Source organism: Rubrobacter taiwanensis (genome assembly GCF_004337705.1).
In the GTDB taxonomy this organism is placed as follows: domain Bacteria; phylum Actinomycetota; class Rubrobacteria; order Rubrobacterales; family Rubrobacteraceae; genus Rubrobacter_C; species Rubrobacter_C taiwanensis.
In genome coordinates this window covers 1-26014 of sequence record NZ_SKBU01000005.1, presented here as the reverse complement: position 1 = coordinate 26014, position 26014 = coordinate 1, and the positions used below count along the sequence as shown (strand labels likewise).

The window sequence follows — 26014 nt, the reverse complement described above, 5'->3', positions numbered from 1 at the left end:
GGGGGGCGCTCGCCGTAGGGGATGGTCTCCAGCTCGGCGGCGAGAGCTCTATCTATGAACTCGCCCCAGGCTTCGGCGGCCGGGTCTTCGGGTCCGGTGGGAGGTGTGGCGAAGGCACGGATGACATCCCGGTGCAGTTCTTTGAGGAAGGCCTGGCGTACCGGGTCGGGCTCTCGCTCGGGGTCGGCGGCTATGTAGGCGCGGGCGGCGAAGAGCATGAGTCGGGAGGAGACGGTCTTCTTGCTCCACGACACCTCCACGGCCTCCCAGTTTATGAACGAACCGCGAAAGAGCGCGTCGAGATCCAAGGCTCATCCCACCTTTCCGTAGCGGTTACAGATTCAGCCGGAGGGCGCGGGGGGCTCCACCGGCAGGTTCTCTATGAGGTTATCAATCCACTGCCGGAGTTCGAGCGGGTCGGGCGCGAACCGGGCCGGTATGCCGGGAGGATCATCCACGGCGTGTCCGGTCGTCAGCCGCTCGAACCCGGACATATCCGGTGCGGGGAACGGCTCCGGGGGCTGGCCGAAGGTGGCCCGGGCCATGTAGGCGGCCCAGATGTCCAGCGGCACCGTCTCCCCGCCGACCGTTCCGAGCCCCGGCAGGTCCTCCATCGAACGCCGGCCCTCCGGGTAGCCGACCCAGACGGCGGTGGAGAGCTGCGGTGTGTACCCGACGTACCAGGCGTCGGCGTACTCCTCCGAGGTGCCGGTCTTGCCGGCCGAGGGGCGCCCGAGCTCATAGTCCAGGTCGTGGTAGCGGCTGGCCGTGCCGCGCTCCACGACGCCGCGCAGCACCCCGGTCGCAGCGGCGGCTTCGTTTTCGGAGAGTACCCGTTCGCCGGAGATCCGGTGAGTGTAGAGCCCCGAGACCTCGCCGAAGCTCTCGCGCTCCACGCGCTCGACGCTGTACGGCTCGTGATAGACGCCGCCGGAGGCGAAGGTGGCGTAGGCCGAGGCCATGTCCAGCGGGCTGACGCCCTCCCGCAGCCCGCCGATGGCCGCGGAGGGGTAAGGATCTACCGGGCTCGTGACGCCCAGCGCCTCCGCCATCTCTGCAACACGCCGCAGCCCCACGTCCAGCGCGAGCTGCACGAAGACGGTGTTATCGGATTCGGCCATCGCCTCTTCTACGGTGATGATGCCGCGTTCGACGCCGCCATAGTTCTCGACGTAGTACGTACCGCTCTCGCGCTCGAGCCTCAGCTCCCGGGAGACGTACAGGGTCTCCGGCGAGATTCCCTGCTGCAGCGCGGCGGCCAGTACGAACGGTTTGAAGGCGCTACCCGGCTGCCGGCGGGCGTCGAGCGCCAGGTTGAAGCCGCTGCTCTTACCCGCGACTGCCCGGATGGCGCCGGTCTCCGGCTCCACGGTAACCAGCGCAGCGGAGGGCGCGTCCGGGAGGCTTTCGAGGCGGGCGGTCTCCTGCACCGCGGCCTGCTGCATGGCCGTATCGAGGGTGGTGTAGATGCGCAGGCCGCCGCGTTCCAGGGCCTCCGGACCGAGCCTCTGCTCCACTTCCCGCCGCACCCGGTCCAGATAGGGCTCATAGGAGGCGGCCGGGTTCTCCCGGCGCTCCTCCGGGGCGTACCTCAGGGGCGCGCTCTCGGCCTGCAGCAGGCGCTGCATGGAGATCATACCCTGCTCCTGCATCCTCTCCAGAACCTCGTTGCGCCGGGCGGTGGCTGCCTCCAGCTCGTCCGGGGAGTCGTAGCTGGCGGGAGAGTGCAGGACCCCGGCGAGGGTGGCGGCCTCCGGCAGGGTCAGGTCGGCGGCGCTCTTGCCGAAGTAGCGCTCGGCGGCGCGTTCGGCTCCGTAGACCCCCCGGCCGAAGTACGCTGTGTTCAGGTAGGCGGTGAGGATCTCCTCCTTTGTATGATGCCGCTCGTAGGCGACGGCCAGTGTGGCCTGCACGAGCCACCGCCAGAAGCTTACGGAGTCGCGCTCCTCCGGCGGGAAGAAGGTATTCTTGACGAGCTGCTCTGTGAGCGTGGAGCCGCCCTCCAGGATCTCCCAGGCCCGCAGATCCGTCCAGGCGGCGCGGGCTATCCCCGCGGGGTCCACTCCGGGATGCTCGTAGAACCTGTGGTCTTCGATGGCCACCACGGCCAGCGGCAGGTACTCGCCCAGCCCTTCCGGACCGACGGTCACCCGGTCTTCGGCGGCGCGGAGGGTCGCGACCTCCTCTCCGTTCCGGGCGAAGACGGCGAAGTTCTCAGGCAGCTGCGGGTAGCGCTGAGCGAGTCCGTCACGGTAAGCGTAGCTCAGGTAGAGATAGAGGCCGAGCCAGAACAGGGATGCAACCAGAGTAGCCCCGAGCAGAACGAACAGCAGATACTTGAGGGCGTAGAAGAAGAAGAGAGGACCTCGCTCCCGCTCGCTGGTGTCAAAGAAGTTACCCACGGTCCCGGCAGGAAGATTCTATCGCAAAAGGAGAGCCGGGCCGCAGCCCGGCCCCTCCGCAGCGCATCCGGCCCTACCCGACGAACTCCACCTCCACCCGGTGCGGGATGACACCCGCCTCGTAGCCGCGGTAGAGGAGGGTGCGGACGGCCCGGCGGCCGGTCTCGCCGTAGTCCAGCGTCCACTCGTTGACGTACATGGAGACGAACTTGTCCGCCAGCTCGGGCGGCAGGTCGCGGGCGTAGTCCAGAGCGTAGGCGAGGGCCTCCTGGCGGTTCTCCAGCGCGTAGCGGATGCTCTCCCTGAGGAGCCGGGCGATCTGCCGGATGGTCTCTTCGCCCAGATCGCGCCGGACGGCGTTGCCCCCGAGCGGGAGCGGCAGGCCGGTCTCCCCGTACCACCACTCGCCCAGGTCCCGGACGAGCACGAGCCCTTTGTCTTCGTGCGTGATCTGGCCCTCGTGGATCAGGAGCCCCGCATCGGCCCGGCCCTCGATCACGTGGTCCATGATCTCATCGAAGGGCACCACCTCGTGCTCCACGTCGGGCTGGTAGAGCCTGAGCGCCAGGAATGCCGTGGTCCACTCGCCGGGAACGGCTACCTTCCTGCCGCGCAGGCCGTCGCGTCCCAGGCTCTCCCGGGCGACGATGCGGGGGCCGTAGCGGTCGCCCATTGAGGAGCCGGAGTTCAGAAGGGCGTACCTGTCGTGCAGGTAGGCGTAGGCGTGGATGGAGATGGCGGTCACCTCCAGCTCGCCCCGCATCGCCCGCCGGTTCAGGCTCTCTATATCGGATAGCTCGTGCTCGAAGCGCAGGTTGCCGGTGTCCAGCTTATCCTTCGCCAGCGCGTAGAACATGAACGCATCATCGGAATCCGGGCTGTGTCCTACCCGGATGGTTCGCACGTCGGTGCGTTCTGCCATACCTCACCTTCCGCTCTCATTCACACTCCGCCCGCAAAAGATACCGCACCCGAGGAGCGGTTGCCCGTGAAAGCGGCCGGATGCTAGGATTGCATCCATGACCACTCTTGAGTGCACGGCGCGCAGGATCGGAGATCTGGAGAGCCGCACCGAGGAGTACGAGCTCACCTACTCGGCGGACGGCGGGTCTCCGAAGACCGTTCGGGTCCGGTACCAGGCCGCGCGGGCCTTCGAGATCAACGAATCTTTGGACCGGGGCGTGGAGGCCGCGAAGGCCGCCATCTCCGAGGTAGACCCCGATCTTGCCGGGCGCGTCTCCGAGGAGGCCCTCTCGCAGTTGACCTGGCGGGCTATGCAGTCCGTCAAGTACGAGGAGGGAGCCCCCAGAACCTCTGCTCTGGAGCTCTAGGCACCCTCCGGCAGCCGGAACTCCGGCCCGTTCAGGTACAGGAAGAGCTCCTCCAGCCGGTGCAGGATGGTTGCGTCCCGGTGGCCCCGTACGATGGCCCGCTCCACCTTCCGACCGATATCCTGCCAGCTGGTGAGCCGCACCTCAGCATCGGAGGAGAGCCTGCTCCGCGCCTCTTCCACGGCCGTCCTGACCTCTCCGAGGGTCCCGGCCAGTGCCCGGTTCAGGATGAAAACGAGGCGCGGGCGGCGCTCCACGATCTTCGCCAGGAAGCCGGCCGTGGCCACGGCTCGGAAGACCTGATGGTAGAGATTGCAGTCCGCGTGCTCCACGAAACCGGGATCGAAGAAGAACATCTCCTCGCGGAGCAGCTCGCTCCGCCGGATGCGCTCGAGTACCGGGCACTCCTCGCCGAAGCACTCGCCGCGCGCGGCGAACGGGCAGGGCTCTATGCGCCCCGTGGAGAGGTGCTCCACGTAGTAGAGGGTGCGGTCACCCTCGATCACGACCTCCGGGGTGCGCAGCGGGTAGCCCCATCCCGCGCGCTGCAGCGGCTCCCAGACCTCGCCGCCGCCCGAGACGCCCCAGTAGTAGTAGCGGGGACCGTAATCCACCAGCTTGGCGACGGGTACGTCCTCCGGGTAGATGCAGGAGGAGTGGGAGAGGATCTCCAGCCGGTCGGCTAGCTCTATGGTGCGGAACACGTTCCAGACCACGGCAGCAGCTGGGTCCTGAAGTATATTCCTGCTCAGCTTCTTCAGCACGGGCGAGCGGCGGTCTACTATCGGTCTCCAGCCGGGCAAAAACCTTCCCCTTTTTGCACAGGATAATTCTAACCGCGCGCGGCGTCCAGCAGCTCCCCGAGCGTGACGCGCCGCTCGTACAGCGCCGTCCCGACCACCACCCCAACGACGCCCGGGATGCGGGCCAGCTCGCGCACGTCTCCAGCACTGCGCACGCCGCCGCTGGCGATCGTGGGGATGAGGGAAGCGACCCGGGCCGTGGACTCCAGCGCCGCCCCGGCCCCCGTTCCGTCGCGGTCCACGTCCGTGTACAGCACGCTCCCCACGCCGTCCTCCCGCAGCTCGCGCGCAAGCTCCAGCACATCCGTCCCGCTGCTCTGCTGCCAGCCGTGCGTGGCCACCACACTGCCCCGCGCGTCCACGGCCACAACCAGCGCGTCCCCGGCCAGCTCCACGGCCCGCCGGCGCAGGCCGCGGTCCAGCACGGCGGCGGTCCCCATCACCACCCGAGCGGTCCCGGCGTCCAGCAGCGCCCGCAGGTCGTCCAGCGTCCGCACGCCCCCGCCGGCCTGGACCGGAACGCTCACCGAACGCGCCACCTCTCCGATCACGTCCCTCTGAACCGGATAGCCCTCCTTCGCTCCGTCCAGATCCACAACGTGGATCGCCCGCGCTCCCTGCCGCTCCCACTCCCGGGCCCGGGCCACCGGATCCCCGCCGTACTCGCGCTGCCGGGCGAAGTCTCCCTGCACCAGCCGCACGCACCTCCCGCCCCGGATGTCTATGGCGGGGAGGACGGTAAGATCAGCCATCGCCGCGCGCCCAGTCGAGGAAGTTCTCGTACAGCCTCAACCCGGCCCGGCTGCTCTTCTCCGGGTGGAACTGGACGGCGACCAGGTTCTCCCGGCCCGCCGCCGCGCAGAACCGTCCGCCGTACTCGGCGGTGCCAAGAAGGTCCCGCTCCTCCCTGGGAGCGGGGTGGTAGGAGTGGACGAAGTAGAAGGCCTCACCGTCCAGCCCGGCGAGCACCGGGTGCTCCCGCACGATATCCAGATGGTTCCAGCCCATGTGCGGTACCTTCAGGCCCTTCGCCCGGAGGCGCACCACCCGGCCCGGCAGAACGCCGAGCCCCGCAACCCCCGGAGACTCCTCCGAGCCCTCGAAGAGCACCTGCAGCCCCACGCAGACCCCCAGGAACGGCTTTCCGGAGCGGCAGGCGTCCAGGCACGCCTCGTCCATCCCCCGCTCCCGCAGCTTCCTCATGCAGTCCCCGAACGCTCCGACGCCGGGCAGGACCACCGCGTCGGCGCGCGCGACGCGGTCGGGGTCGGGGGTGAGCTCCACGTCGGCTCCCGCCTTCCTCAGAGCGCGGGTCACGGAGAGGGTGTTCCCTGCGCCATAGTCCACGAGGCTCACACGCAAGGTCCCGGACATGAGCCCTAGTCTATTATCCCCTTCGTCGAGGCCGTCCCGCTCGTGCGCAGGGACACGCCCTCCCGCAGGGCGACGGCCAGCGCCTTCACACCCGACTCCACCTTGTGGTGGGCGTTCTCCCCGTAGTGGCAGTTGAGGTGCAGGGTGAAGCGTCCGTACTGGGTGAAGGCCCGCAGGAACTCCGGGAAGAGCTCCACGTCGAAGCTCCCGATCTTCTCCGGCATCGGGCCGAGGTTGCAGGTGAGATGCGAGCGGCCGCCGAGGTCCACGACGGCGGTAGAGAGGGATTCGATGAGCGGGGCGCTCGCACTCGCGAAGCGTACGAGCCCGGAGCGGTCGCCGAGCGCCTCATCAAAAGCCCGGCCCAGAACCAGTCCGGCATCCTCCACGGTGTGGTGGTCGTCCACCCAGGTGTCGCCCCGGGCCTCCGCCTCCAGATCGAAGCCCGCATGATGCGCCAGCAGGTGCAGGACGTGGTCGAAGAACCCGACCCCGGTGGAGACCTCGACCCGCCCCGAACCGTCGAGCTCTATCTCCACCCGGACGAACGTCTCCCCCGTCTCCCGCTGCACCGCCGCGCTTCGCGTCATCTATTCTCCCTTCGTCGCTCCCTCGGCCGGTACAGCATAACCTCCGGCTCTATCCGCCTTCAAACCCCGCCCGCAGGCGCACCTCCACGCTCCGGGCGTGATTCTCGAACCCTTCGAGCCGCGCCAGCCGGGCCACGTGCGGCCCGATCCGGCGCAAGGCCTCCGGCGTGTACCGGATGTAGCTGCTCCGGACGGTGAAGTCATGGGTGCCCAAAGGCGAGGCCCAGACCGCCGTCCCGCCCGTGGGCAGGGCGTGGGAGGGACCGGCCGCGTAGTCCCCGAGCGCGACCGGGGTTGCATCCCCGACCATGACGCACCCGGCGGCCGTAAGCCTTTCGGTCACGGGAGCGGCGTCCCCGGTGAGGACGTGCGCGTGCTCCGGGGCGTAGGCGTTCGAGAGCTCCACGGCCTGAGAGATGTCCCGCACCAGCACCAGCGTCACGAGTCTCGCGGGCTCGCCGGAGAGCAGCTGCCCGACGCTCTCCATCAGTCCGGCATCGGGTGTGAGCAGGACCGCCGAAGCCCCGGAGAGGTGTTCGGCCTGGGCCAGCAGATCATACGCCACGCGCTCCGGGGAGGCCGCCTCGTCCGCGATCACGACCACCTCGCTCGGTCCCTGGGGGGCGTCTATCCCGACGGTGCCGAAGACCTCCAGCTTGGCGGCCGTAACGTAGTCGTTACCCGGACCTGAGATCTTGCGTACCGCCGGGATGGACTCCGTGCCGTACGCCAGCGCCGCCACGGCCTGCGCCCCGCCCACAGCGTATACCTCGTCCAGCCCCAGCAGCCCGGCGACGGCCAGGACGGCCTCGCTCACCCTGCCGTCCCGGTCCGGCGGAGAGCAGACCGCTATCTCCCTCACCCCGGCGACCTGAGCCGGGACCGCGGACATGATCAGGGTGCTCGGATACGCCCCGTGGCCGCCGGGGACGTAGAGCCCAACGCGGTCCAGCGGCCGCACCCTCTGCCCGACCGTGGCGCCGTTACGCGAGATGCTCCAGGACTCGTCCAGCTCCGCCTCGTGGAAGCGGCGCACGTTCTCTATGGCAACGCGGAAGGACTCCCGGAGGTCCGGGAGCAGTCCGGTTACCGCCCGGTCTATCTCCTCCAGCGGGACCCGCAGCGGGTCTGGCCGGACGCCGTCGAAGCGCCCGGTGTACTCCAGCAGAGCCGCATCTCCCCGCTCGCGCACCTCCCGTACGATCTCCCGAGCTGCGTTCCGGATCTCTTCGGTGAAGAATCCGCCGGGTGGCCGCAGTTCGCGCACGAAGGCCTCCGGCTCCATACCTCTCGCGTCCAGCTTGCGGGTCAATCCTCACCTCTCATGGCTTCTATCAGGGCGGACACTTCAGCGTTGCGCAGCCGGTAGGCCACGCGGTTGGAGATCACGCGCGCCGTGGAGGAGGAGATCTCGTCCAGCACCGCCAGGCGGTTCTCTTTTAGAGTTGTCCCGGTCGCGGTCAGATCCACGATGCACTCGGCCAGCCCGACGAGCGGCGCGAGCTCGATCGAGCCGTGCAGCGTAATAATCTCGGCCTGACGGCCTATGCTCTCGAAGTACCGCCGGGCGGTGCGGGGGAACTTGGTCGCCACCCGCACCACCTCGGCGTGAGCTATGGACTCGCGCACCTCCTCCGCCCGATCCTCGGGTGCAGCCAGCACCATCCGGCAGGCCCCGGTCCCGAGGTCCAGCAGCTCCATCACGTTCGGCTCCTGCTCCTCCAGCACGTCCTTGCCCACGATCCCGACCTCCGCCGCCCCGTATTCAACGAAGACCGGCACGTCCGACGGCCGCGAGATGATAAACTCGGCGTCTCCGGAGCGGTGGACTAGCCGCCGCCCGTTCTCCCGCAGCCCGGCGACGGAGAGTCCGGCGCGCTCCAGCGCCGCCAGAGCGGCCTCGAAGATGGCCCCCTTGGGCACGGCCACCCGCAGCCCGCTCATCCTGTTAGCACCTGCCGGGCCGCCGTCTCCACGTCCACCACCTCGAACTCGCCGCCGGTCCGGGTCAGCTTCAGCTCATCTCCGGCAGGATAAGCGATCCACCCGGCGTCCACCGACCGGGCGTACTCCGCGGCGCGGTCCGGAGCCAACTCTTCTGCCAGGTGCAGCACGGGTACCCCCCGGCCCCGCAGCTCCCCGGCGAGAGCGGTCCCGCGCAGCCCGCCGCCGGCCAGCACCAGCAGCGGCTCCCGGCCGCGTTCCGGCAGCACGGAGAGCAGGCGCTCCAGCGAGATCGCGAACCCCGTCGCCGGAAGCGGGAGCTCGAACCGCGAGAGGAGATCGTCGTAGCGCCCGCCGCCCGCCAGCGTGAAGCCCAGCCCGGCGGCGTAGGCTTCGAAGACGGTCCCGGTATAGTACCCGAGACGCCCGATGAGACCGAAGTCCAGGATGATCCTCTCCAGGCAGCCGTGTGCCTCCAGGTGCTCCAGCACGCGCCGCAGGTTCTCCAGCGCGGGCTCCGCCTCCCCCACCGCGTACCGGGCGGCCGCCTCCAGGATCGCGGCATCCGAAGCCGGACCGACGAGGCGCGGGATCTCGCGCACCCCGGCGGCCGCCGCGTCCGGCAGCGAGCGGGAGAGCGCGTCCACCTCCACCAGATCCTTATCCGCGAGCGCCTGCAGGACCCGCGCCTCCGCCTCCGGAGCCGCGCGCTTCAGGTAGCCGCCGTAGAACCGCCGCTGGCCGAGCGCTACGGCGAAATCCTCGAGCCCCGCGCTCTGCAGAACGTCCACCAGAAGCGAGATCACCTCCGCGTCCGCCTGCGGATCGGCGGATCCGACCACCTCCACCCCCGCCTGGTAGAGCTCGGCGTTCTGCCCCCGCCCCACCCCGGCCCGGCGGTAGGCCGGGAGCACGTAGGAGAGCTTGTAGGGGGGCGGCAGGTTCCTGAGTCGCCGGGAGACCAGCCGGGCTATCGGGGTGGTCATCTCCGGGCGCAGAAGGAGCGTCTGGTTGTCGGTGTCGAAGAGCTTGAACGCCGCGTCGCGCAGCCGGGGCTCCTCGATCACCTCCGCGTACTCCAGAACGGGCGTCACCACCTCCCGGAAGCCGAACAGCCGGAAGCGCTCCCGGATTTTCGCCTGTACGGCCCGCAGCCGGGTGGACTCCGGCGGCAGGATGTCCCGCGTGCCGGGTGTGGTGGTGAACTTGCGCCGCGCCTCGTGAACCATCGAGCACCTATCTTAAACCCGGAGCTGGCGGACGTATAGGGAATGCGGCCGGTTTTACTGGTGGGTAACCACCGCCGGAGCCGGGTAGAGCCGCAAGACCTGCTCGGGGGTCATCACCGGCGTGTCCTGCCGGTAGAAGACCTTGAAGCCTCCGTACTGGATCGGCTCCTGCGTGACGAGCATGTCGTACTTGATCACCTTCGCCTCCAGCGCACCGAAGCCGTCGGCGTGCAGCACCACCTGCACGTTATCTGTAGGCCGGATGAGATGCTTGTTCTGAACGATCACGGGCTCGAACTGGTGGACCATCACGATCTTGTGCGGCAGCCCCTCCCGCTCGACCAGCCCGGAGACCGTCTCGATCGCCGCCTGCACCTCCGCTCCGTCCACCGTGCCGAGATTTATCCCCGGCACCTGCCCCTCCTCGACCGAGTACTCGGTGTCTATGGCCAGGTGGACGTAAGGCCGCTTGAGGAACGGCATTATGGCCTCGATCTCCTCTGCGATGGAGCTGCGCCCGAGCTGCACGTCCAGCATCAGCAAGAACCCGTTCTCCTCCGCGAGCCGCGCGTACTCCTCGATAACCTCCGGCGGCGTCCGGAAGAGGAAGAGCCCGTCCTCGCCGGGGTCGCGCTGCGCCACCGAGGCGATCAGCTCTATCGTCGGGATCACGGGCGTTGCGGGATCGGCCCGGGCGTAGGCCTCGGCGGTGCTCCGGAGCCGCTCGGCCAGCTCATCCGGCTCGTGCTCCCCGAGAATCCCCATCTGATCCGAGTACGGGTGACCGTAGTACGCTACGATCCGGTGCTCGCCCAGCGGTCCCTCGCTGCGGTCCTCGATACCGGGCAGCAGCATCTCCCCGCCCGGCGGCGAGCACATGTCCAGCCGACCCGCCGCCTGTCCCTCCGCCGCATCCTCCCCGGGGCAGTACTGATCCCGCTCCGCCGGCGGTCCGGCCCCCGGCGGAGCGGTTATGGCCTCGAAGGGCGGTCCGGCTTCCGGCTCTCCGGCAGGCTGCTCCACGGTCTGCGTGCCGGTGTCCGGAGATCCATCCTCCCCCGCCTCCGGCGAATCTCCGGCACAACCGGCCGCAACTATGAAGAAGACTACCGCTAACATGACGCGCCAGAAATGCAAAAGCCACCCCTCTCCTGCTCCGGGTACGCTCGGGACACGCGAGTATCCTAACAGATCTGCTAAATTTCCTCCCCAGAGGAGGGCGCAGAGAAGATCCAGAACGCAGATCACATGACGCCGGAGGCGCGGGCGGCCTTCGAACGGGCCGCCGGGTTCGCGCGCTCCGGACTCGCGGAGCTGCCGCGCAGAGACGCGCAGATCTTCCTGCTGCGCCTGGAGCGCTACTGGCAGGATCTCTACGACGGCCTGATTCCGCCTTACGGAGAGCGCGAGGCATTCGACACCTTACTGGAGCAGCTGGTGCGGCTGCTCGCCGGGCGGTACGCCGCCCGCCCGGAGGAGCTGAAGGTCCTGGATCTGGAGCGCACCCTGACGCCGGACTGGTTCCAGCGGGAGACGCAGGTGGGCTACGTCTTCTACGTGGACCGCTTCGCCGGCGATCTGCGCGGCGTGGAGGAACGCCTGGCCTACCTGGAGGAGCTGGGGATCAGCTACGTCCACCTGATGCCGCTCCTGAAGACGCGCCCCGGCGAGAACGACGGTGGTTATGCCGTCGCGGACTACCGGGCGGTAGAACCCCGCCTCGGGACGCTTGACGACCTGGAGCGCCTGTGCCGCCGCTTCCGAGAGCGGGGCATCAGCGCGTGCACCGACCTGGTGCTCAACCACTGCGCCGCCGAGCACGAGTGGGCGGTACGGGCCCGGCGGGGAGAGGAGGAGTACCGGGACATGTTCTACATCTTCCCGGATCGCACCCTGCCGGACGCCTACGAGCGCACGCTCCCCGAGGTGTTCCCGCAGACCTCCCCCGGTAACTTCACCCGCATAGAGGAGACCGGCGAGTGGGTCTGGACCACCTTCCACAGCTTCCAGTGGGACCTCAACTGGGCGAACCCGCGGGTGTTCCTGGAGATGCTGGACATCCTGCTGGAGCTGGCGAACCGGGGCGTGGAGATCCTGCGCCTCGACGCGGTGGCCTTCATGTGGAAGCGGCCGGGGACGGACTGCCAGAACCAGCCGGAGGTGCACGCCCTGCTGCAGGCCCTTAGAGCCTGCGCGAGGATCGCAGCGCCGGCCGTGATCTTCAAGGCCGAGGCCATCGTGGGGCCGGACGACCTGATCCACTACCTCGGCACCCGCAGCCACTACGGCAAGGTCTCGGACCTCGCCTACCACAACAGCCTGATGGTGCACTACTGGTCGTCTCTGGCCAGCCGCGACACCCGGCTTATGACCCATACTTTGGGCGAGTTTCCCGAAAAACCGCCCGCCACCGCCTGGGCGACCTACCTCCGCTGCCACGACGACATCGGCTGGGCAATAACCGAGGAGGATGCCGCGGCAGTCGGTCTGGATGGATTCGCACACCGCTCGTTTTTGAGCGACTACTACTCCGGCCGGTTCCCGGGCAGCCACGCCCGCGGGGCGGTCTTCCAGCCCGACCCGGAGACGGCAGACCGCAGGATCAGCGGCACGCTCGCCAGCCTGAACGGGCTGGAGCTCGCGCTCGAGACGGAAGATCCCCTGCTGCTGGAGATGAGCCTCCGGCGCATCCTGCTCGGGTACGCCCTGATCTTCGGCTACGACGGCATACCGCTGATCTACATGGGAGACGAGATCGGCCTTTTGAACGACTACACCTACAAGCACCGCGGCGACAACCGCTGGATGCACCGACCGTTCATGGACTGGGAGAAGGCGGAGCGCCGCAACGCCCCCGGCAGCGTGGAGCAGCGCCTCTTCGGCGGCATCCGGCGGTTGATCGAGGCCCGCAAGCGCACGCCGCACCTGCACGCCGCCACCCCGGCGCGGGTGGTCGACTCAGGCAACCCGCACCTCTTCGCCTACACCCGCCCCCACCCCCTGGGAACGCTGCTCGCGGTACACAACTTCACCGAGGCGCCCCAGAGCTTCGGAGATGGCCTCGCGCGCCGGTTCGGCATCCGCACCCCATTTGACCGCATAGAGCTGCGGCCGCCGGAAGCGTCCGGAGACACCTTCCGGCTGGGGCCTTACCAGAGCGTCTGGATCACGGACCTGTAGGCCCTACCCCTTAACCACGATCAGGGGCCGCAGGCGGGCGACCTTCCTCCCGATCCCGGCCGCGTGCGTCGCCTCGACCACCCCGGCGGCATCCTTGTACGCTTCGGACATCTCCTCGTCCACCGTGGCCCGGCTGGCGGCCCGCACCAGGATGCCGAGCCGCTCCATCTCCCGGATGATGTTGCGGCCCTTCGCCGCCTTCTTGGCCTTCTTGCGGCTCAGCTTGCGCCCGGCCCCGTGCGCGCTGGAGCCGAACGTCTCCCGCATGGAGCCCTCCGTCCCGGCGAGCACGAACGAGTAGCGCCCCATGTCTCCCGGGACCAGCACCGGCTGGCCCGCGGAGCGGTAGCGCGCCGGGACCTCCGGGTTGCCGGGACCGAACGCCCGCGTGGCCCCCTTGCGGTGCACCAGCACCTTCCGGCCGCCGTGCTCCTCGAACTTCGCGTTGTTGTGCGCCAGGTCGTAGAGCACCCGCAATCCGTCGCCGAGCCCGGCGCTCTCGAACGCCTCGCGCGTGAAGTGCGTTATGAGCTGGCGGTTGGCGAACGCGAAGTTGGCCGCCGCGGACATTGCTCCCAGATACGCCCGGCCCTCCGGGCTCTCTATGGGGGCGGCGGCGAGCTGGCGGTCCACCAGCTCGATTCCGTACTCCGGAGCGGCCTCAAGAAAGAGCTCCACATACTCCTGGCAGACCTGGTGGCCGAGCCCGCGGGAGCCGGTGTGGATCAGGACCGTGACCTGGCCCTCGGAGAGCCCGTAGGCCCCGGCCGCCTCCTCGTCGTAGATCTCATCCACATACTGCACCTCCAGGAAGTGGTTCCCGGAGCCCAGCGTCCCGAGCTGCTTGAGTCCCCGCTCGTAGGCCCTGTCGGAGACGTGGTCCGGATCGGCGTCCGGGAGCCGCCCGCGGGACTCGATGTACTCCAGATCCTCTTCCCGCCCGTAGCCGCGCCCTACCAGCCACTCGGGGCCGCGCTCCATTATCTGCCGCAGGTCTTTGCGGCCGAAGCGCACGTCCTTGCGCACGGAGCCCACCCCGGAGGGCACGGCTCCGTACAGCGCGTCGGCCAGCTCCTTGCTGCGCCGGGCGATATCCTCCCGGCCGAGGGGCGCCGTTAGCAGCCTGACGCCGCAGTTGATGTCGAAGCCGACACCGCCGGGGCTTACCACACCGCCCTCATCCGGGTCGAACGCAGCCACCCCGCCGATCGGGAACCCGTAACCCCAGTGGATGTCCGGCATGGTCAGGGCGGGCTCCACGATTCCGGTCAGCGTGGCCACGTTGCAGATCTGCCTCAGCGAAGCGTAGTTCTCGGCCGCCAGGTCCTTGAGTATCTCCTCCGAGGCGTAGAATACGGCGTCTGTCCGCATCTTGCCCGTGCGCGGTATACGATACTTGTACCCGGACACCTGCTCGAAGTTCATCGTCACACCCATGTGCAAGGCTCCCCTTCGTTAGACGTCCAGTATCACGCGGGCCCGCCAGCCGCCGTCCCCGGCCTCCACGCATAAACCGTGGAAGGTCGCGCTCTTGACCTCGCCCAACCAGCCGTGGGCCTCAGGGTCGAGCGGCTCGCCGGCAAGCCGCGCCCGCAGCGATCGCTTCCCCCCCTGCCCGGAGACGGTTATATCCGCCCGGGCCGGGACGAACCCGGCGGTCTGCACGAGATAAACCAGCTCGTTGATCCAGCGCACCATCAGCGCCTCCAGATCCCGGGCAGAGAGCTCCACCACCCGTTCCTCACTACCGGAGCGCGGCGGACGCTGCATGAGAATCTCCAGCAGACCTTCCCGGGCGGCATCGAAGAGGGCCTCAAGCGTCGGAGCCTCCAGCTCGAAGCCCACGTCCGCCGTGTGATCCAGCATCCTGACCCTCAAGCACCCTCACCTCTACGGGCGAGTATAACACCGGTTCAAGGAGCGAAAGCGGCGCGGCTCTAACCGACAACCCGGAGATGCCCGGAGCGCCCGGCGGCGGGTGCGGAGCGCCCGGTCTGGCCGGGGAAGGCGAACCGCTCGCCCGAGGCAGCAGCGTAATCCCCGCCCCGGGAGTCCAGGACCGACAGGAAGGTGCGCACCACATCCCGGTCCAGAACCCCGTCCGCGAGCCCGGCCAGTTCCCGCCGGGCCTCAAGAGCAGAGAGGGCCTGCCGGCCGGGACCGCCCAGGATCTTCTCCACGTAAGCGTCCGCCACGGCCAGGATCCTGGCTTCGAGCGGGATCCATTCCGCGCGCAGCCGGTCGGGGTATCCGGTCCCGTCCACCCGCTCGTGGTGCCATCTCACCCACTTCGCAGCCTCCTCAAACTCCGGAACTCCGGAGAGGATGCGCTCGCCTTGAACCGGATGCTCCCGCAGACGCTCCCGCCCCAGAGAGTTCAACCGCTCCGGAGGGCTTAAGAGCACCTCGTCCGGCACGCTCACCATCCCCACATCCTGTAGCAGGGCAGCGGCCTCCACCTGCCGTACCCGGTCCGCCCCAAGCCCCAGCTCCCGCGCCATATCCGCCGCGTAGACGGAACGGGCCGCAGCGTGAGACGCCGTATAGCCATCCTTGCGCCCGAGGCTCTGGACGATGCGCGCCGCGAACTCGAGGTGCGAGGAGCGCAGAACCTCCTCCAGCCGCGCCCGTTCATCCTCAAGGTGCGAGATCTCTTCCCGCAGCGTCCGGTTCTCGTTCCGCCACTTCCAGATCATATGCAGGGAGGTCACCGCCCCCACAGAACCCGCGAACAGCACCAGTCCCGCCGCCGGACCGAAGGCCACCATAGCGTAAGCGACGCCCAGAGCCGTCAGAACGGCCGCAACGTCCGAGGGTACGGGCGGCAGAATAGACTCCCGCAGCGTCTGAACCGGGGAGGCCCCGTACTTAACGCGCAGAAGAACCGTGCTGACAAGGTAGTCCAGCGCGTAGAATGCGAAACCACCCCCCACAACCCCGGCTACAAAACCTACATCGAACCGGGAAGCAGAGAGCAGAGGCTCTGCAAACGCCCCGAAAGCGAGCCCCGCGGCCAGGATCTGTAGAACGAGGGTGGCGGCCGTGAATACCGCGCGCAGCTTCTCCCGGTAGAACATGGAGGGCACGGCCACCAGGATCGCCCAGAGGGGGCCCAGCAGCACGAGCGCAGCCAGGATCGCAACGTCGACGGCCTCGATCGTAACCCTGCCGAAGCTGACCGGAAAACGGCGGGAGACGGCGCACGCCAGCGCCAGCACGCCCGCGACCCCGAGGGCGAGCCAGTCGAAGGAGATGCCGTACAGGTACAACCACCCGGCCAGTGCGGCCAGTGCCAGCGCCGTGAGATTGTATATATACCGCCGGGCAGCCCCGGTGCGCGGCGGGCTAGACAACTTTCCGTCCCGGTGTATTATCCGCTGCCCATCCCGGCCTCATATGTCAAGTGTACAGCAGCACCACACCCCGGCACAAGAAGCCGGCGATCATTAAACCAATTCTGGCGGGTATTTCTCAGCCCCTACCAGGCTCTTCTGGAACCGAACCGCATCTCGCACCCCCTTTCATCCTCATAGCTCTGCCGGACAGCGCCGTACGCAGTCGAACTACCAGGCTCTTCTGGAACCGAACCGCATCCGTCTCACCCCCTCCCAAAAACATCGGGACCAGCTCTGCGCGAGACGATCGCCCCCGCTTCGCTGGCCCTCCCTCAACTGCACTCTATACCGTCTCCCGGCTTTCCATCATTATGTAACCTGAAATCCTAAATTGAAAGGGAGATTCGTGGTTTACTGTCCGGCAGCAGCGAGAGGAAGGAGGCGGATGCAGCGGGGAACGCACGAGGCGCTCCCGGATGAGCGCAACGAGAACGTACTCGTGTACATAAACGGCGAGTTCTACCACCGGGACGAGGCGAAGATCTCCGTCTTCGATTCCGGCTACCTCGTCGGGGACGGAGTCTGGGAGGGTATCCGGCTGCACGACGGCAGGTTCGCGTTCCTCGACTACCACCTGGACCGGCTCTACGAGGGGGCGAAGGCCATAGACCTGGACGTCGGGATGACGCGCGAGGAGCTCACCGGGGCTCTCTACGAGACGGTCCGGCGCAACGGCATGGAGAGCGGCGTGCACGTACGCCTGATGGTCACGCGCGGCGACAAAAAGACGCCTTCTCAGGACCCGCGGCTCACGACCGGCGGCCCGAACATCGTCATCATAGCCGAGCACAAGATGCCCGACCCGGAGATAAAGCAGGAGGGCATCCGGCTCTTCACCTCCACCGTGCGGCGCCCGCCGCCGGACACGCTGGATCAGAGGCTCAACTGCCACAGCAAGCTGCACGAGGTGATCGCGCTGGTGCAAGCGATCCGGGCCGGAGCGGACGAGGCGCTGATGCTGGACCCGGACGGCGCGGTCGCAACCTGCAACTCCACCAACTTCTTCATCGTGCGGCGCGGCGAGGTGTGGACCTCTACCGCTCACTACTGCCTGAACGGGATCACCCGCCGGGTGGTGATCGAGCTCTGCAAGGCCGGCGGCATCCCGGTCTTCGAGCGCCCCTTCTCGCTCACCGAGGTGTACGGCTCCGAGGAAGCCTTCGTCACGGGCACCTTCGGGGGTCTCACGCCGGTGGTCGAAGTTGACGGACGCACCATAGGGAACGGCCGGCCCGGCGAGCTGACCCGCCGTTTGAGCGGATTGTACAAGCAGGCCGTCGCCGAAGCCGCAGGAAGCTGAGATGCCCGGGTGCATGAAGCTCTCGATGTGGTCCGGGCCGCGCAACGTCTCCACGGCCCTCATGTACTCCTTCAGGCAACGCTCCGACACGCTGGTGGTAGACGAGCCGCTCTACGGCCACTACCTGAAGGTCACGGGCGCCGACCACCCCGGAGCCCGGGAGGTCATGGAGCACATGGACTGCGACGGAGAGCGGGTGGTGCGGGAGGTGATGCTGGGTCCCTGCGAGCGGCCGGTACACTTCTTCAAGAACATGGCGCACCATCTGGCCGGCCTGGACCGGAGCTTCCTGCGCGAGATCACGAACCTGCTCTTGATCCGGGACCCGCGCGAGATGCTGCCGTCGCTCGCCAACCAGATCCCGGCTCCTTCCCTGCGCGACACCGGCCTGCGGGAGCAGGTCGAGATCCTGGAGGCGCTGCTAAAGCGCGGCGCAGAACCCGTGGTGCTCGACGCGCGTGAGGTGCTGCTGGACCCGGCAGGAGTGCTGCGCCGCGCCTGCGCGAAGCTCGGCCTGCCGTTCGAGGAAGCGATGCTGAGCTGGCCCTCCGGCCCCAAACCCGAGGACGGGATCTGGGCGAAGCACTGGTACCACAACGTACACCGCTCCACCACCTTCGGGGAGTACCGGCCCAAGACAGATCCCTTCCCCGAACGCCTGAAGCCACTCCTGGAGGAGTGCCGTCCCCTCTACGGACAGCTGCACCGGTACGCGATCCCGGCCGGAGAGTAGACCGCTACCGGCCCAACGGGCCCGGCTCGCCAAACCGGACAGGTTCAAACCCGCCCGCCGGAGTATGGACTGCTACGAGACCTGCTCTACCGGGGCTTCCGGTGCGCTCTCCTTCGCCTCCCAACCCAGGTTGGAGATGCACCGCGCGCCCAGGAGCTGTTTGAGCTCTGCGTGCAGGTCCGAGCAGTCGTTCACCCTGAAAGCGAGCCTCTCGCGCAGATCTAGTCCATCGCGTGAGGAGAGGATGAGCGGACTCTCGCCGGGGTACTTCTTGATGATGGATATGGCCTCTTGCGCTCTGGAGCGCGGCAATCCCACGAAGTCCTCCAGCGCCAGGTAGACCGGGTCCGGTCCGGGCGTCAGGTTCAGCTCCTCGACCTCCATCGCGATTATGCGCGGGACCCCCTCCCTGCGCTCTACACGCCCCTGCACTTTCAGGACCGCATCTTCCCGGATGGCGCCCGCGCACCGCTTGTAGACGCGGGGGAAGACCAGCACCTCCGCCAGCCCGCGCGTATCATCGAGCTGGAGGGTGGCCATCATGTCGCCCTTGCGCGTGGCGCCGGTGCGGACGCCGGTGGCCAGCCCGGCGACCCGGACCGCCCGCCCGTCGGCGGCCTCCAGGTCTGAGATGGAGACTTCGGCGTGCTTTCTGAGCTTGGCCATGACGGGCCTGAGCGGGTGACCGGTGACGTAGAGCCCCAGCGTCTCCTTCTCCCACTCCAGCCGCTGGCGGGGGTCGTCCTCGACGGGCGGGATACCGGGCCTGGGGGCCGCGATCTCGGCCTCCTCAAACATAGAGAACTGATCCTCGCTCGCCACCTTTCGGCTCTTGCTCACCCGGTCTACGGCTTCGGCATGCACCGCCAGCATGGCGGCCCGCGAGTGTCCGGTGGAGTCGAAGGCTCCGCACTTGATCAGCGACTCCAACACCCGCTTGTTGTAGGTTTTGGGGTCCACCCGCTCGCAGAAGTCGAAGATGTCCTCAAAAGGACCGCCCTCTTTGCGAGCCTCGATCACGGCCTCCACACAGCCTTCGCCCACGTTCTTGACCGCCGCGAGACCGAACCTGATCGTCTCCCCGACCACCGTGAAGCGCTTGCCGCTCTCGTTCACGTCGGGCGGCAGCACCTCTATCCCCATCGACCGCGCCTCGGCCACGTACTGCGGCACCCGGTCCTTGGTGTTCATGACGCTGCTCATCAAGGCCGCCATGTATTCCCGTGGGTAGTGAGCCTTCAGGTAAGCCGTCTGGAAGGCCAGAAACGAGTAGCAGGCGCTGTGGCTCTTGTTGAACGAGTATCCCCCCGCCGCCTCCATCCAGGCCCACAGCTCCTCGGCGACCTCTTCCCTCACGTCGCTCTCGCGGCAGCCCTGGATGAACTTGTCCTTGAGGGTGGCCATCAGATCCTTCTTCTTCTTGCCGATGGCCTTGCGCAGCGTATCTGCCTCGCCGGGTGTGAAGTTGCCTAAAGCCTTGGAGATCTCCATCAGCTGCTCCTGGTAGGCCGCAACCCCGTAGGTGGGCTCCAGGATGGGTTTCAGGCGCGGGTCCAGGTACTCCACGCTCTCCGGGTCCTGCTTGCCGCGCTTGAAGTTCGGTATGTGCTCCATCGGACCGGGCCGGTACAGAGCGTTGAGCGCGACCAGGTCGTCGAAGCGGTCCGGCCTGACCTCCTGCAGCATGCGCTGCATGCCCTCGGACTCGAACTGGAACACGCCGAAGGTGTCGCCGCGGGCGAAGAGCTCCAGGGTCTTTTTGTCGTCGAGCGGGATCTCGCGGATGTTCACTTCCTCGCCGCGGGTCTTGCGGATTATCTCCAGCGTCTCCTCGATGACGTCCAGGTTGCGAAGGCCCAGGAAGTCTACCTTCAGCAGCCCCAGAGCCTCCACATCGCTCATCGGGTGCTGAACCATGACGGCGTTCTCATCCCTGGCGACGCGCTGCAGCGGCACGATATCCGTCAGCGGCTCCTCGGAGATCACAACCCCCGCAGCATGGGTCCCGACGTGGCGGGCGTAGCCCTCGATCTCGAAGGCCGTCTCAAGCACCTTCTTCGCCTCCTCATCGCGCGAGACGAAGGAGATCATCTCCTTCGCCGCCCCCAGATGATCATCGCCCGCCGGGACGAAAGCCCCCGTCTCCTCGTCCCGGGCGAGCACGTCCCTGAGCGTGGTGCCCACAGGCTTCTCCGGAACGAGCTTCGCCAGCCGGTCGGTATCGTTGTAGGGGTACTGGAAGACGCGCCCGGCATCCCGGATGGCGGCCCGGGCCCCGATGGTCCCGAACGTGATGATCTGGGCCACGTGCTCGTGACCGCCGTACTTCTCGGTCACGTACTTCATGACCTCCGAGCGGCCCGCAACCGAGAAGTCTATGTCCACATCCGGCATGCTGATGCGGTCCGGGTTCAAAAACCGCTCGAAGAGCAGGGAGTACTGCAGCGGGTCGAGATCCGTTATCTCCAGCGCATAGGCCACTATCGAGCCGGCGGCCGATCCCCGGCCCGGACCGACCGCGATCCTGTTGTCCTTGGCGTACTTGACGAAGTCCCACACGATGAGGAAGTAGTCGGCGAAGCCCATCTTGTTTATGGTCTCAAGCTCGAACTCCAGCCGCTGCCGGATCTCAGGCGTGATCTTGCCGTACCGCCTGGCCAGCCCCCGCTCACACAGCTCCCGCAGATACTGCTCGGCAGTGTAGCCCGGCGGCTTGGGGAAGTTCGGCAGCCGGGTCTTGCCGAGCTCGATGCCGGGATCTTCCACCATCTCAACGACCTTGAGCGTGTTCTCCAGAATGCCGAACCTCTCGTGGTCGGGGAAGACGCGCTCCATCTCGTCCGCGGTCTTGATGTAGAAGCTGTCGCTGTGGAACCTCATCCGGTTCGGGTCGTTGTGGAATTTGCCGGTCCCGATGCATAGCAGCACGTCGTGCATCTTCGCGTCCTCGCGGGAGGTGTAGTGGCTGTCGTTGGCCGCCACCAGCTCCAGCCCGAGATCCTTGTGGAGCTTGATCAGGCCCTCGTTGACGCGCTTCTGCTCCGGGATGCCGTGGTCCTGCATCTCCAGAAAGACGGCGTCGAAGATCTCCTGGTACTCCAGCAACAGCTCGCGGGCACGGTCCAGCCGCCCCTCCAGGATGCGCCTGGGCACCTCGGCCGAAAGACACCCGGAGAGGCAGATGATCCCCTTCCCGTGCCTCCTTAAGAGCTCGCGGTCTACCCGCGGCTTGTAGTAGAAGCCGTCCAGATACCCGGCCGTAGAGAGCTTCATCAAATTCCGGTAGCCCTCGGCGGTGCGGGCGAGCAGGGTGAGGTGGTAGTAAGGCGTCCGGTCCTTGACGCTCGCGGGCCTGCCCCACTCGGTCACATAGACCTCACAACCCATAAGAGGCTTCACACCGGCCTTCTGCGCCTCCTGGTAGAAGCGCACCGCCCCGTACATCGCCCCGTGGTCGGTGAGCGCAATACCGGGCATGTTCTGCTCCCGGGCGAACCCGACGAGGTCCTTGATCCGGGTAGCCCCGTCGAGCATCGAGTACTCGGAGTGACAGTGCAGGTGCGCGAACGGCGTAGCCGGCATCCTACCTCCTCCCCGCTACCGGGTTCGCAAGCTCCGAAACACCGGTCACCTCAACCCGGAACTCGTCGCCCGGCCTCAGCTCCCCTACCCCGGCCGGCGTGCCGGTTAACACCACGTCGCCGGGCAGGAGCGTGATCGCCTGCGAGATGTAGGAGACCAGACGCTCGACCCCGAAGACCATGTCAGAGACCTCGCCGTCCTGGACGAGCTCGCCGTTGAGATACCCGCGCACGCGGGCATCCCCGGGGAGCTCCGGCGAGATCTCCCGCCCCAGCGGACACGAACCGTCGAAGCCCTTGGCGCGCGCCCACTGGCCGTCATCCCGCTGCAAATCGCGGATGGTGAGGTCGTTGGCGCAGGTGTAGCCCAGGATGTGCCCCGCAGCCTCCTCCTCGGAGACCCGGCTGGCCACCCGGCCTATCACAACGGCCAGCTCCGCCTCGTAGTGAAACTCCTCGCCCACAGGCGGGAAGAAGATCTCCTCCCCGTCCGCGATCACCGCGCTGGGCGGCTTCAGGAAGAGCAGCGGCCGCTCAGGGAGCGGATTGCCCAGCTCCTGCGCATGTGCAGCGTAGTTGCGGCCCACCGCCACGATCTTGGTCGGCAGCGTCGGAGCCAGCAACGTGTAGTCGCCCCGCGCGCGGGAGACGGTCTCAAACCCCGCCAGAGGATCGCCCTCCACCTCGTGGAGTACATCCCCCTCCATCCAGCCCCACTCAGCAGCGCTCTCTCCGACCCTCCGGTACCTGACCAGTCCCATTCGCCGCTCTGCCCTCCCTCACGCTCATCCTCCGGGTGCGTTCCCGCTCCATAATAAGAGGAGCGCAGAGCGCCTGTCCATATTAGGTTGAAGTAGAGCTTGAACCCCGATTTGCAGGGGTTTTCACAGCCTTTTCCGGCGGGAACCACCGTGCCAGGAGAGCCAGCTCAGGGCAGCCTTGGCGCTCAGGACGGCGAAGGCCAGGGCGAAGGCTCCCCCACCCGCATCGTGCACCCATGCCGTGTAGATCACGAGCCAGACCGAGAACGCAACCGCAGCCAGAATAACCGCCAGGGTTATGCCGGCGACCAGCCCTCCGGCCGCGGGTCCGAAGTCTCTGGCGGGTTCGGGCTCCACGGTGCGGTTCAGTCTTTGCTGGCGGCCTTCTCGGAGCTCTTCTTCTCCGAAGCTCCGTTCTCGGAGGGCGCGGATTCCCCGTTGGCCGAGGGCCGGGCGGAAGAGCTCTTGTAGTCCGTGGAGTAGAACCCGGACCCCTTGAAGGATATGCCCACCGGATGCAGCACCTTCCTGAGAGCGCCCTCGCACTCCGGGCAGTCCGTGAGCGGCGGGTCGGAGATCCTCTGCAACACCTCGAATCTGGAATCGCAGTTGTCGCACTTGTACTCGTAGACGGGCATATCCCCTCCGGCAAGATCAAACGGTTACTTCGGCACCGGCTAATTATACAACTGGGTACAAGTTCTGTACTAGCGCTTGCCGGGATCCAGCCGGCCGGAGAGGAACTCTTCTTGCATGTGCTCCCGGGCGGCCTCGACGATCCGGGGGTCCTGCAGGACCCGCTCTATCTGGCTCTGCGAGAGGTTGCGCCGGACGTACTCCTCGCCCACGATGTCCCGCAGGTGAGCGCCCTCGTTCATGCGGTGGATGATGTACTCGATCACCCGCTCCTCACGCGCCGTGCTGGAGCGACTGCTGAAGATTCGGTTCCAGAACCTGGCCAGAACCCCTTGCCGTTCCTCAGACACTGAAGCACCTCTCCTCTAGCTGGCCGGCACCAAGTTCATATCCCCTCAGGGGGATTATACTTGCCGGCGGCGGCTTTGTAGAGAGGGATCCGGCCGACGTCTCCAGTCCAGCTCGCCCGACTCGAAGTCCAGCTCCAGGCGCTCCCGGGCCGCCTCAACCAGCCGGGGATTGGCCAGGATCTCCTCCACCTCGTCCGGAGAAGCGTTGCGCCGGACGTACTCTTCGCCCACGATGTCCCGCAGACGAGCACCCTCGTTCATGCGGTGGATGATGTACTCGATCACCCGCTCCTCACGCGCCGTGCTGTAGTAGCCGCTGAACAGCCTGGCCCAGAAACCTTCTCTCCGCCGCTCGCTCATGCACTCACCACCCCTGCTCGTATCCAAAGCTTGTCTCGTATTTTACATGAGAGTATACCCGCCAGAGAGTTGCGGAGGCGGCAGGATCAAACTGCCTCAAAGTTGAGAGCCACCGCCGCTCGAAATGTATATATTTGAGTTATACGGGTAGGGGACGAGGTTTTCTCTCCCTCCTCGACAGGGAACGGAAGGGAATGGCACGCTATCGAAGCTTAGCGCCGGGCGGTTCCGGCAGCGGCGGTGTCGAGACAGTCCGCATCTGGCTGCTGGGCGGCTTCCGGGTATCGGTGGGGTCCCGGAGCATCAGGTGGCGCAGGCGCAAAGCGGGGAGCCTCATCAAGCTGCTGGCGCTGGCCCGGGGACACAGGATGCACCGGGAGCAGGTGATGGATCTCCTCTGGCCGGAGCTGGATAAGAAGTCCCAGGCCAACAACCTCCACCACACCCTCTACTTCGCCCGCAAGGCGCTCGACCCGGCCGGTGGGGCTTCCCGGCAACTGACGCTTGGGGATGGCGTGCTCTCCCTATGCCCGGATGGTCCGCTTTGGGTGGACGTGGAGGTCTTCGAAGATGCTGCGAGGACGGCCTGCCTCACGCGAGAACCCGCAGCGTACCGGGCGGCCATCGAGCTGTACGCCGGAGAGCTGTTGCCCGAGGACCGCTACGAGGTGTGGACGGAGGAGAAGCGGGAGGAGTTGCGGCAGCTGTACCTAGAGCTACTGGTAGAGCTGGCCGGGCTCTACGAGCAGCGCGAGGAGTACGAGCCGGCTATCGAAGCTCTGCGGCGGGTGTTGGTCGCGGACCCGCCCCGGGAAGAGGTGCACGAGCGCCTGATGCGCCTGTATGCCCTCAGCGGACGGCGGGCGGAATCGCTCGGGCAGTACGGGCGGCTCCGGAAGGCGCTCTCGGAAGAGTTCGGCATTGAGCCCGAGGACAGCACCCGGCGGCTGTACGAAGAGATCCGGGCCGGGAGGCTGCCGGTAGCTCCCGCGCTCCCGGAGGATAAGCCATCGAAGAAACCCTTAGACTCCGTCCGGCACAACCTGCCCGCCGCCCTGAGCAGCTTCGTGGGAAGGGAGCGCGAGATACCGGAGGTCCGGCGCGCCCTCTCGATGACCCGGCTGATGACGCTCACCGGCACGGGCGGGTGCGGCAAGACCCGCCTGGCTCTGGAGGTGGCCCGCGACCTCGCGGGAGCCTACCCCGGCGGAGTATGGCTGGTGGAGCTCGCCCCGCTCTCAGAGGTTGCACTGGTGCCCCAGGCGGTCGCCGGGGCTCTGGGTGTACGCGAGCAGCCGGGCCGCCCGCCAGAAGATGCGCTCGCCGATCACCTCAAAAGCAGGTCTCTGCTCCTGATCCTCGACAACTGCGAGCACCTCGTAGACGCCGCAGCTCGCCTCACAGACGCGCTGCTGAGGGCCTGCCCGAAGCTGCGCGTCCTGGCCACCAGCCGCGAGCCTCTGGGCGTCTCCGGCGAAATGGTATGGACGGTCCCTCCTCTCTCCCTGCCCGATGCAGACGCTCAACCCACTGCCGAGAGGTTGATGCAGACCGAAGCGGTCCGGCTCTTTGTGGAGCGCGCCCGCTCGCGGCTGCCCCGCTTCGAGCTGAACGAGGAGAACGGCGCTGCGGTAGCAGCAGTTTGCCGCAAGCTTGCCGGTATACCGCTGGCCATAGAGCTGGCCGCCGCAAGGACAGGGGCTCTGGCAGTCGAGCAGGTTGCTCAGAGGCTCGAAAACTCGCTCGGGCTGCTCACCGGCGGCGCCAGGATGCTCGATCCCCGCCACCGGACGATGCGCGCGACGCTCGAATGGAGCCACGAGCTGCTCTCGAAGCCCGAGCGCGCACTCTTCCGCCGGCTCTCGGTCTTTGCCAGAGGCTTCTCGCTGGATGCAGTGGAAGAGGTCTGTTCTGGAGCAGGTGTAGACGGGAGCGAAGTCCTGGACCTCCTCTCACAGCGGTAGTGTCCCAGGAAGTGTGTAGAAAAGACCGTTGACGAAGACGGCCACCGTGTGGTTCCTACTCGAAAGTGGGTTAGAGCAACC

25 protein-coding genes are annotated in these 26014 nt (G+C 67.3%); 5 read left to right on the top strand and 20 right to left on the bottom strand.

Features of this window, described 5'->3' with window-relative positions:
* The 3 genes from E0L93_RS02195 to E0L93_RS02185 all read right to left on the bottom strand — a co-directional run.
* The coding region (locus E0L93_RS02195; protein ID WP_132687898.1) for a hypothetical protein at positions 1-308 on the bottom strand (308 nt) is incomplete at its 3' end.
* A gap of 33 nt (positions 309-341) precedes the next feature.
* Positions 342-2402 (bottom strand): transglycosylase domain-containing protein, encoded by a 2061-nt coding sequence (locus tag E0L93_RS02190; protein WP_132687895.1) that lies wholly within the window; start codon positions 2400-2402, stop codon positions 342-344.
* A gap of 73 nt (positions 2403-2475) precedes the next feature.
* Complete coding sequence (locus E0L93_RS02185) at positions 2476-3324, bottom strand: menaquinone biosynthesis family protein (protein WP_132687892.1); 849 nt, start codon at positions 3322-3324, stop codon at positions 2476-2478.
* A 97-nt stretch (positions 3325-3421) separates the two neighbouring features.
* On the opposite strand from E0L93_RS02185, the gene E0L93_RS02180 reads away from it, so the two are divergent.
* Positions 3422-3733: a hypothetical protein gene (locus E0L93_RS02180; RefSeq protein ID WP_132687889.1), complete on the top strand. Its 312-nt coding sequence runs from the start codon at positions 3422-3424 to the stop codon at positions 3731-3733.
* On the opposite strand, the gene E0L93_RS02175 is transcribed toward E0L93_RS02180, so the two are convergent.
* The 8 genes from E0L93_RS02175 to E0L93_RS02140 all read right to left on the bottom strand — a co-directional run bounded on the left by E0L93_RS02175 (position 3730) and on the right by E0L93_RS02140 (position 10792).
* Complete coding sequence (locus E0L93_RS02175; RefSeq protein ID WP_207890275.1) at positions 3730-4497, bottom strand: hypothetical protein; 768 nt, start codon at positions 4495-4497, stop codon at positions 3730-3732. The genes E0L93_RS02180 and E0L93_RS02175 overlap by 4 nt on opposite strands.
* Positions 4498-4565: 68 nt before the next feature.
* Complete coding sequence (locus tag E0L93_RS02170) at positions 4566-5288, bottom strand: 1-(5-phosphoribosyl)-5-[(5-phosphoribosylamino)methylideneamino]imidazole-4-carboxamide isomerase (protein WP_132687884.1); 723 nt, start codon at positions 5286-5288, stop codon at positions 4566-4568.
* On the bottom strand, positions 5281-5910 hold the full coding sequence (gene hisH, locus E0L93_RS02165) for an imidazole glycerol phosphate synthase subunit HisH (protein ID WP_165874110.1): 630 nt from the start codon (positions 5908-5910) through the stop codon (positions 5281-5283). Before hisH ends, E0L93_RS02170 begins: the two co-directional genes overlap by 8 nt.
* A gap of 5 nt (positions 5911-5915) precedes the next feature.
* Positions 5916-6500 (bottom strand): imidazoleglycerol-phosphate dehydratase HisB, encoded by a 585-nt coding sequence (hisB, locus tag E0L93_RS02160; protein ID WP_132687881.1) that lies wholly within the window; start codon positions 6498-6500, stop codon positions 5916-5918.
* 49 nt (positions 6501-6549) lie between these two features.
* On the bottom strand, positions 6550-7812 hold the full coding sequence (gene hisD / locus E0L93_RS02155) for a histidinol dehydrogenase (protein WP_132687879.1): 1263 nt from the start codon (positions 7810-7812) through the stop codon (positions 6550-6552).
* Positions 7809-8444, bottom strand: coding sequence for an ATP phosphoribosyltransferase (hisG, locus tag E0L93_RS02150; protein WP_132687876.1), 636 nt, complete (start codon positions 8442-8444; stop codon positions 7809-7811). The genes hisD and hisG overlap by 4 nt, the downstream gene beginning before the upstream one ends.
* Positions 8441-9673, bottom strand: a complete 1233-nt coding sequence (gene hisZ, locus E0L93_RS02145; protein WP_132687874.1) for an ATP phosphoribosyltransferase regulatory subunit — start codon at positions 9671-9673, stop codon at positions 8441-8443. Before hisZ ends, hisG begins: the two co-directional genes overlap by 4 nt.
* Positions 9674-9727: 54 nt before the next feature.
* Positions 9728-10792, bottom strand: a complete 1065-nt coding sequence (locus tag E0L93_RS02140; RefSeq protein WP_132687872.1) for a PLP-dependent aminotransferase family protein — start codon at positions 10790-10792, stop codon at positions 9728-9730.
* A 129-nt stretch (positions 10793-10921) separates the two neighbouring features.
* Here E0L93_RS02140 and E0L93_RS02135 point away from each other — a divergent pair, with 129 nt between their 5' ends.
* On the top strand, positions 10922-12853 hold the full coding sequence (locus E0L93_RS02135; protein WP_132687869.1) for an amylosucrase: 1932 nt from the start codon (positions 10922-10924) through the stop codon (positions 12851-12853).
* Positions 12854-12856: 3 nt separating this feature from the next.
* Here the strand turns inward: E0L93_RS02135 and E0L93_RS02130 are convergent, their stop codons facing one another.
* Genes E0L93_RS02130 through E0L93_RS02120 form a run of 3 tightly spaced genes read right to left on the bottom strand, consistent with a single transcriptional unit; the run spans position 12857 to position 16206 of the window.
* Positions 12857-14278: an RtcB family protein gene (locus tag E0L93_RS02130; protein ID WP_132687901.1), complete on the bottom strand. Its 1422-nt coding sequence runs from the start codon at positions 14276-14278 to the stop codon at positions 12857-12859.
* A 30-nt stretch (positions 14279-14308) separates the two neighbouring features.
* Positions 14309-14731: an archease gene (locus E0L93_RS02125; RefSeq protein ID WP_132687866.1), complete on the bottom strand. Its 423-nt coding sequence runs from the start codon at positions 14729-14731 to the stop codon at positions 14309-14311.
* A 59-nt stretch (positions 14732-14790) separates the two neighbouring features.
* The gene (locus E0L93_RS02120; protein WP_132687863.1) at positions 14791-16206 is read right to left on the bottom strand and encodes an HD-GYP domain-containing protein; all 1416 of its coding nucleotides are present in this window, start codon (positions 16204-16206) and stop codon (positions 14791-14793) included.
* A gap of 427 nt (positions 16207-16633) precedes the next feature.
* Here E0L93_RS02120 and E0L93_RS02115 point away from each other — a divergent pair, with 427 nt between their 5' ends.
* Both E0L93_RS02115 and E0L93_RS02110 read left to right on the top strand, forming a co-directional pair.
* Positions 16634-17548, top strand: a complete 915-nt coding sequence (locus E0L93_RS02115; protein ID WP_132687861.1) for an aminotransferase class IV — start codon at positions 16634-16636, stop codon at positions 17546-17548.
* Between the two features lie 13 nt (positions 17549-17561).
* Positions 17562-18281, top strand: coding sequence for a sulfotransferase-like domain-containing protein (locus E0L93_RS02110; protein ID WP_207890274.1), 720 nt, complete (start codon positions 17562-17564; stop codon positions 18279-18281).
* A gap of 72 nt (positions 18282-18353) precedes the next feature.
* Here the strand turns inward: E0L93_RS02110 and E0L93_RS02105 are convergent, their stop codons facing one another.
* The 6 genes from E0L93_RS02105 to E0L93_RS02080 all read right to left on the bottom strand — a co-directional run bounded on the left by E0L93_RS02105 (position 18354) and on the right by E0L93_RS02080 (position 23969).
* A complete protein-coding gene (locus tag E0L93_RS02105) occupies positions 18354-21863 on the bottom strand; it encodes a DNA polymerase III subunit alpha (protein ID WP_132687855.1) in 3510 nt (1169 codons plus the stop codon).
* A gap of 1 nt (position 21864) precedes the next feature.
* A complete protein-coding gene (locus E0L93_RS02100) occupies positions 21865-22623 on the bottom strand; it encodes a fumarylacetoacetate hydrolase family protein (RefSeq protein ID WP_132687853.1) in 759 nt (252 codons plus the stop codon).
* A gap of 123 nt (positions 22624-22746) precedes the next feature.
* Positions 22747-22980: a hypothetical protein gene (locus tag E0L93_RS02095; RefSeq protein WP_132687850.1), complete on the bottom strand. Its 234-nt coding sequence runs from the start codon at positions 22978-22980 to the stop codon at positions 22747-22749.
* An 8-nt stretch (positions 22981-22988) separates the two neighbouring features.
* Positions 22989-23261 carry an FmdB family zinc ribbon protein gene (locus E0L93_RS02090; protein ID WP_132687847.1) on the bottom strand — a complete coding sequence of 91 codons (273 nt, stop codon included), beginning with the start codon at positions 23259-23261 and terminating at the stop codon, positions 22989-22991.
* Between the two features lie 69 nt (positions 23262-23330).
* Positions 23331-23609 (bottom strand): hypothetical protein, encoded by a 279-nt coding sequence (locus tag E0L93_RS02085; RefSeq protein WP_132687844.1) that lies wholly within the window; start codon positions 23607-23609, stop codon positions 23331-23333.
* A gap of 54 nt (positions 23610-23663) precedes the next feature.
* The gene (locus tag E0L93_RS02080) at positions 23664-23969 is read right to left on the bottom strand and encodes a hypothetical protein (protein WP_132687841.1); all 306 of its coding nucleotides are present in this window, start codon (positions 23967-23969) and stop codon (positions 23664-23666) included.
* 194 nt (positions 23970-24163) lie between these two features.
* Here E0L93_RS02080 and E0L93_RS02075 point away from each other — a divergent pair, with 194 nt between their 5' ends.
* A complete protein-coding gene (locus E0L93_RS02075; protein WP_132687838.1) occupies positions 24164-25933 on the top strand; it encodes an ATP-binding protein in 1770 nt (589 codons plus the stop codon).
* Positions 25934-26014 lie beyond the last annotated feature (81 nt).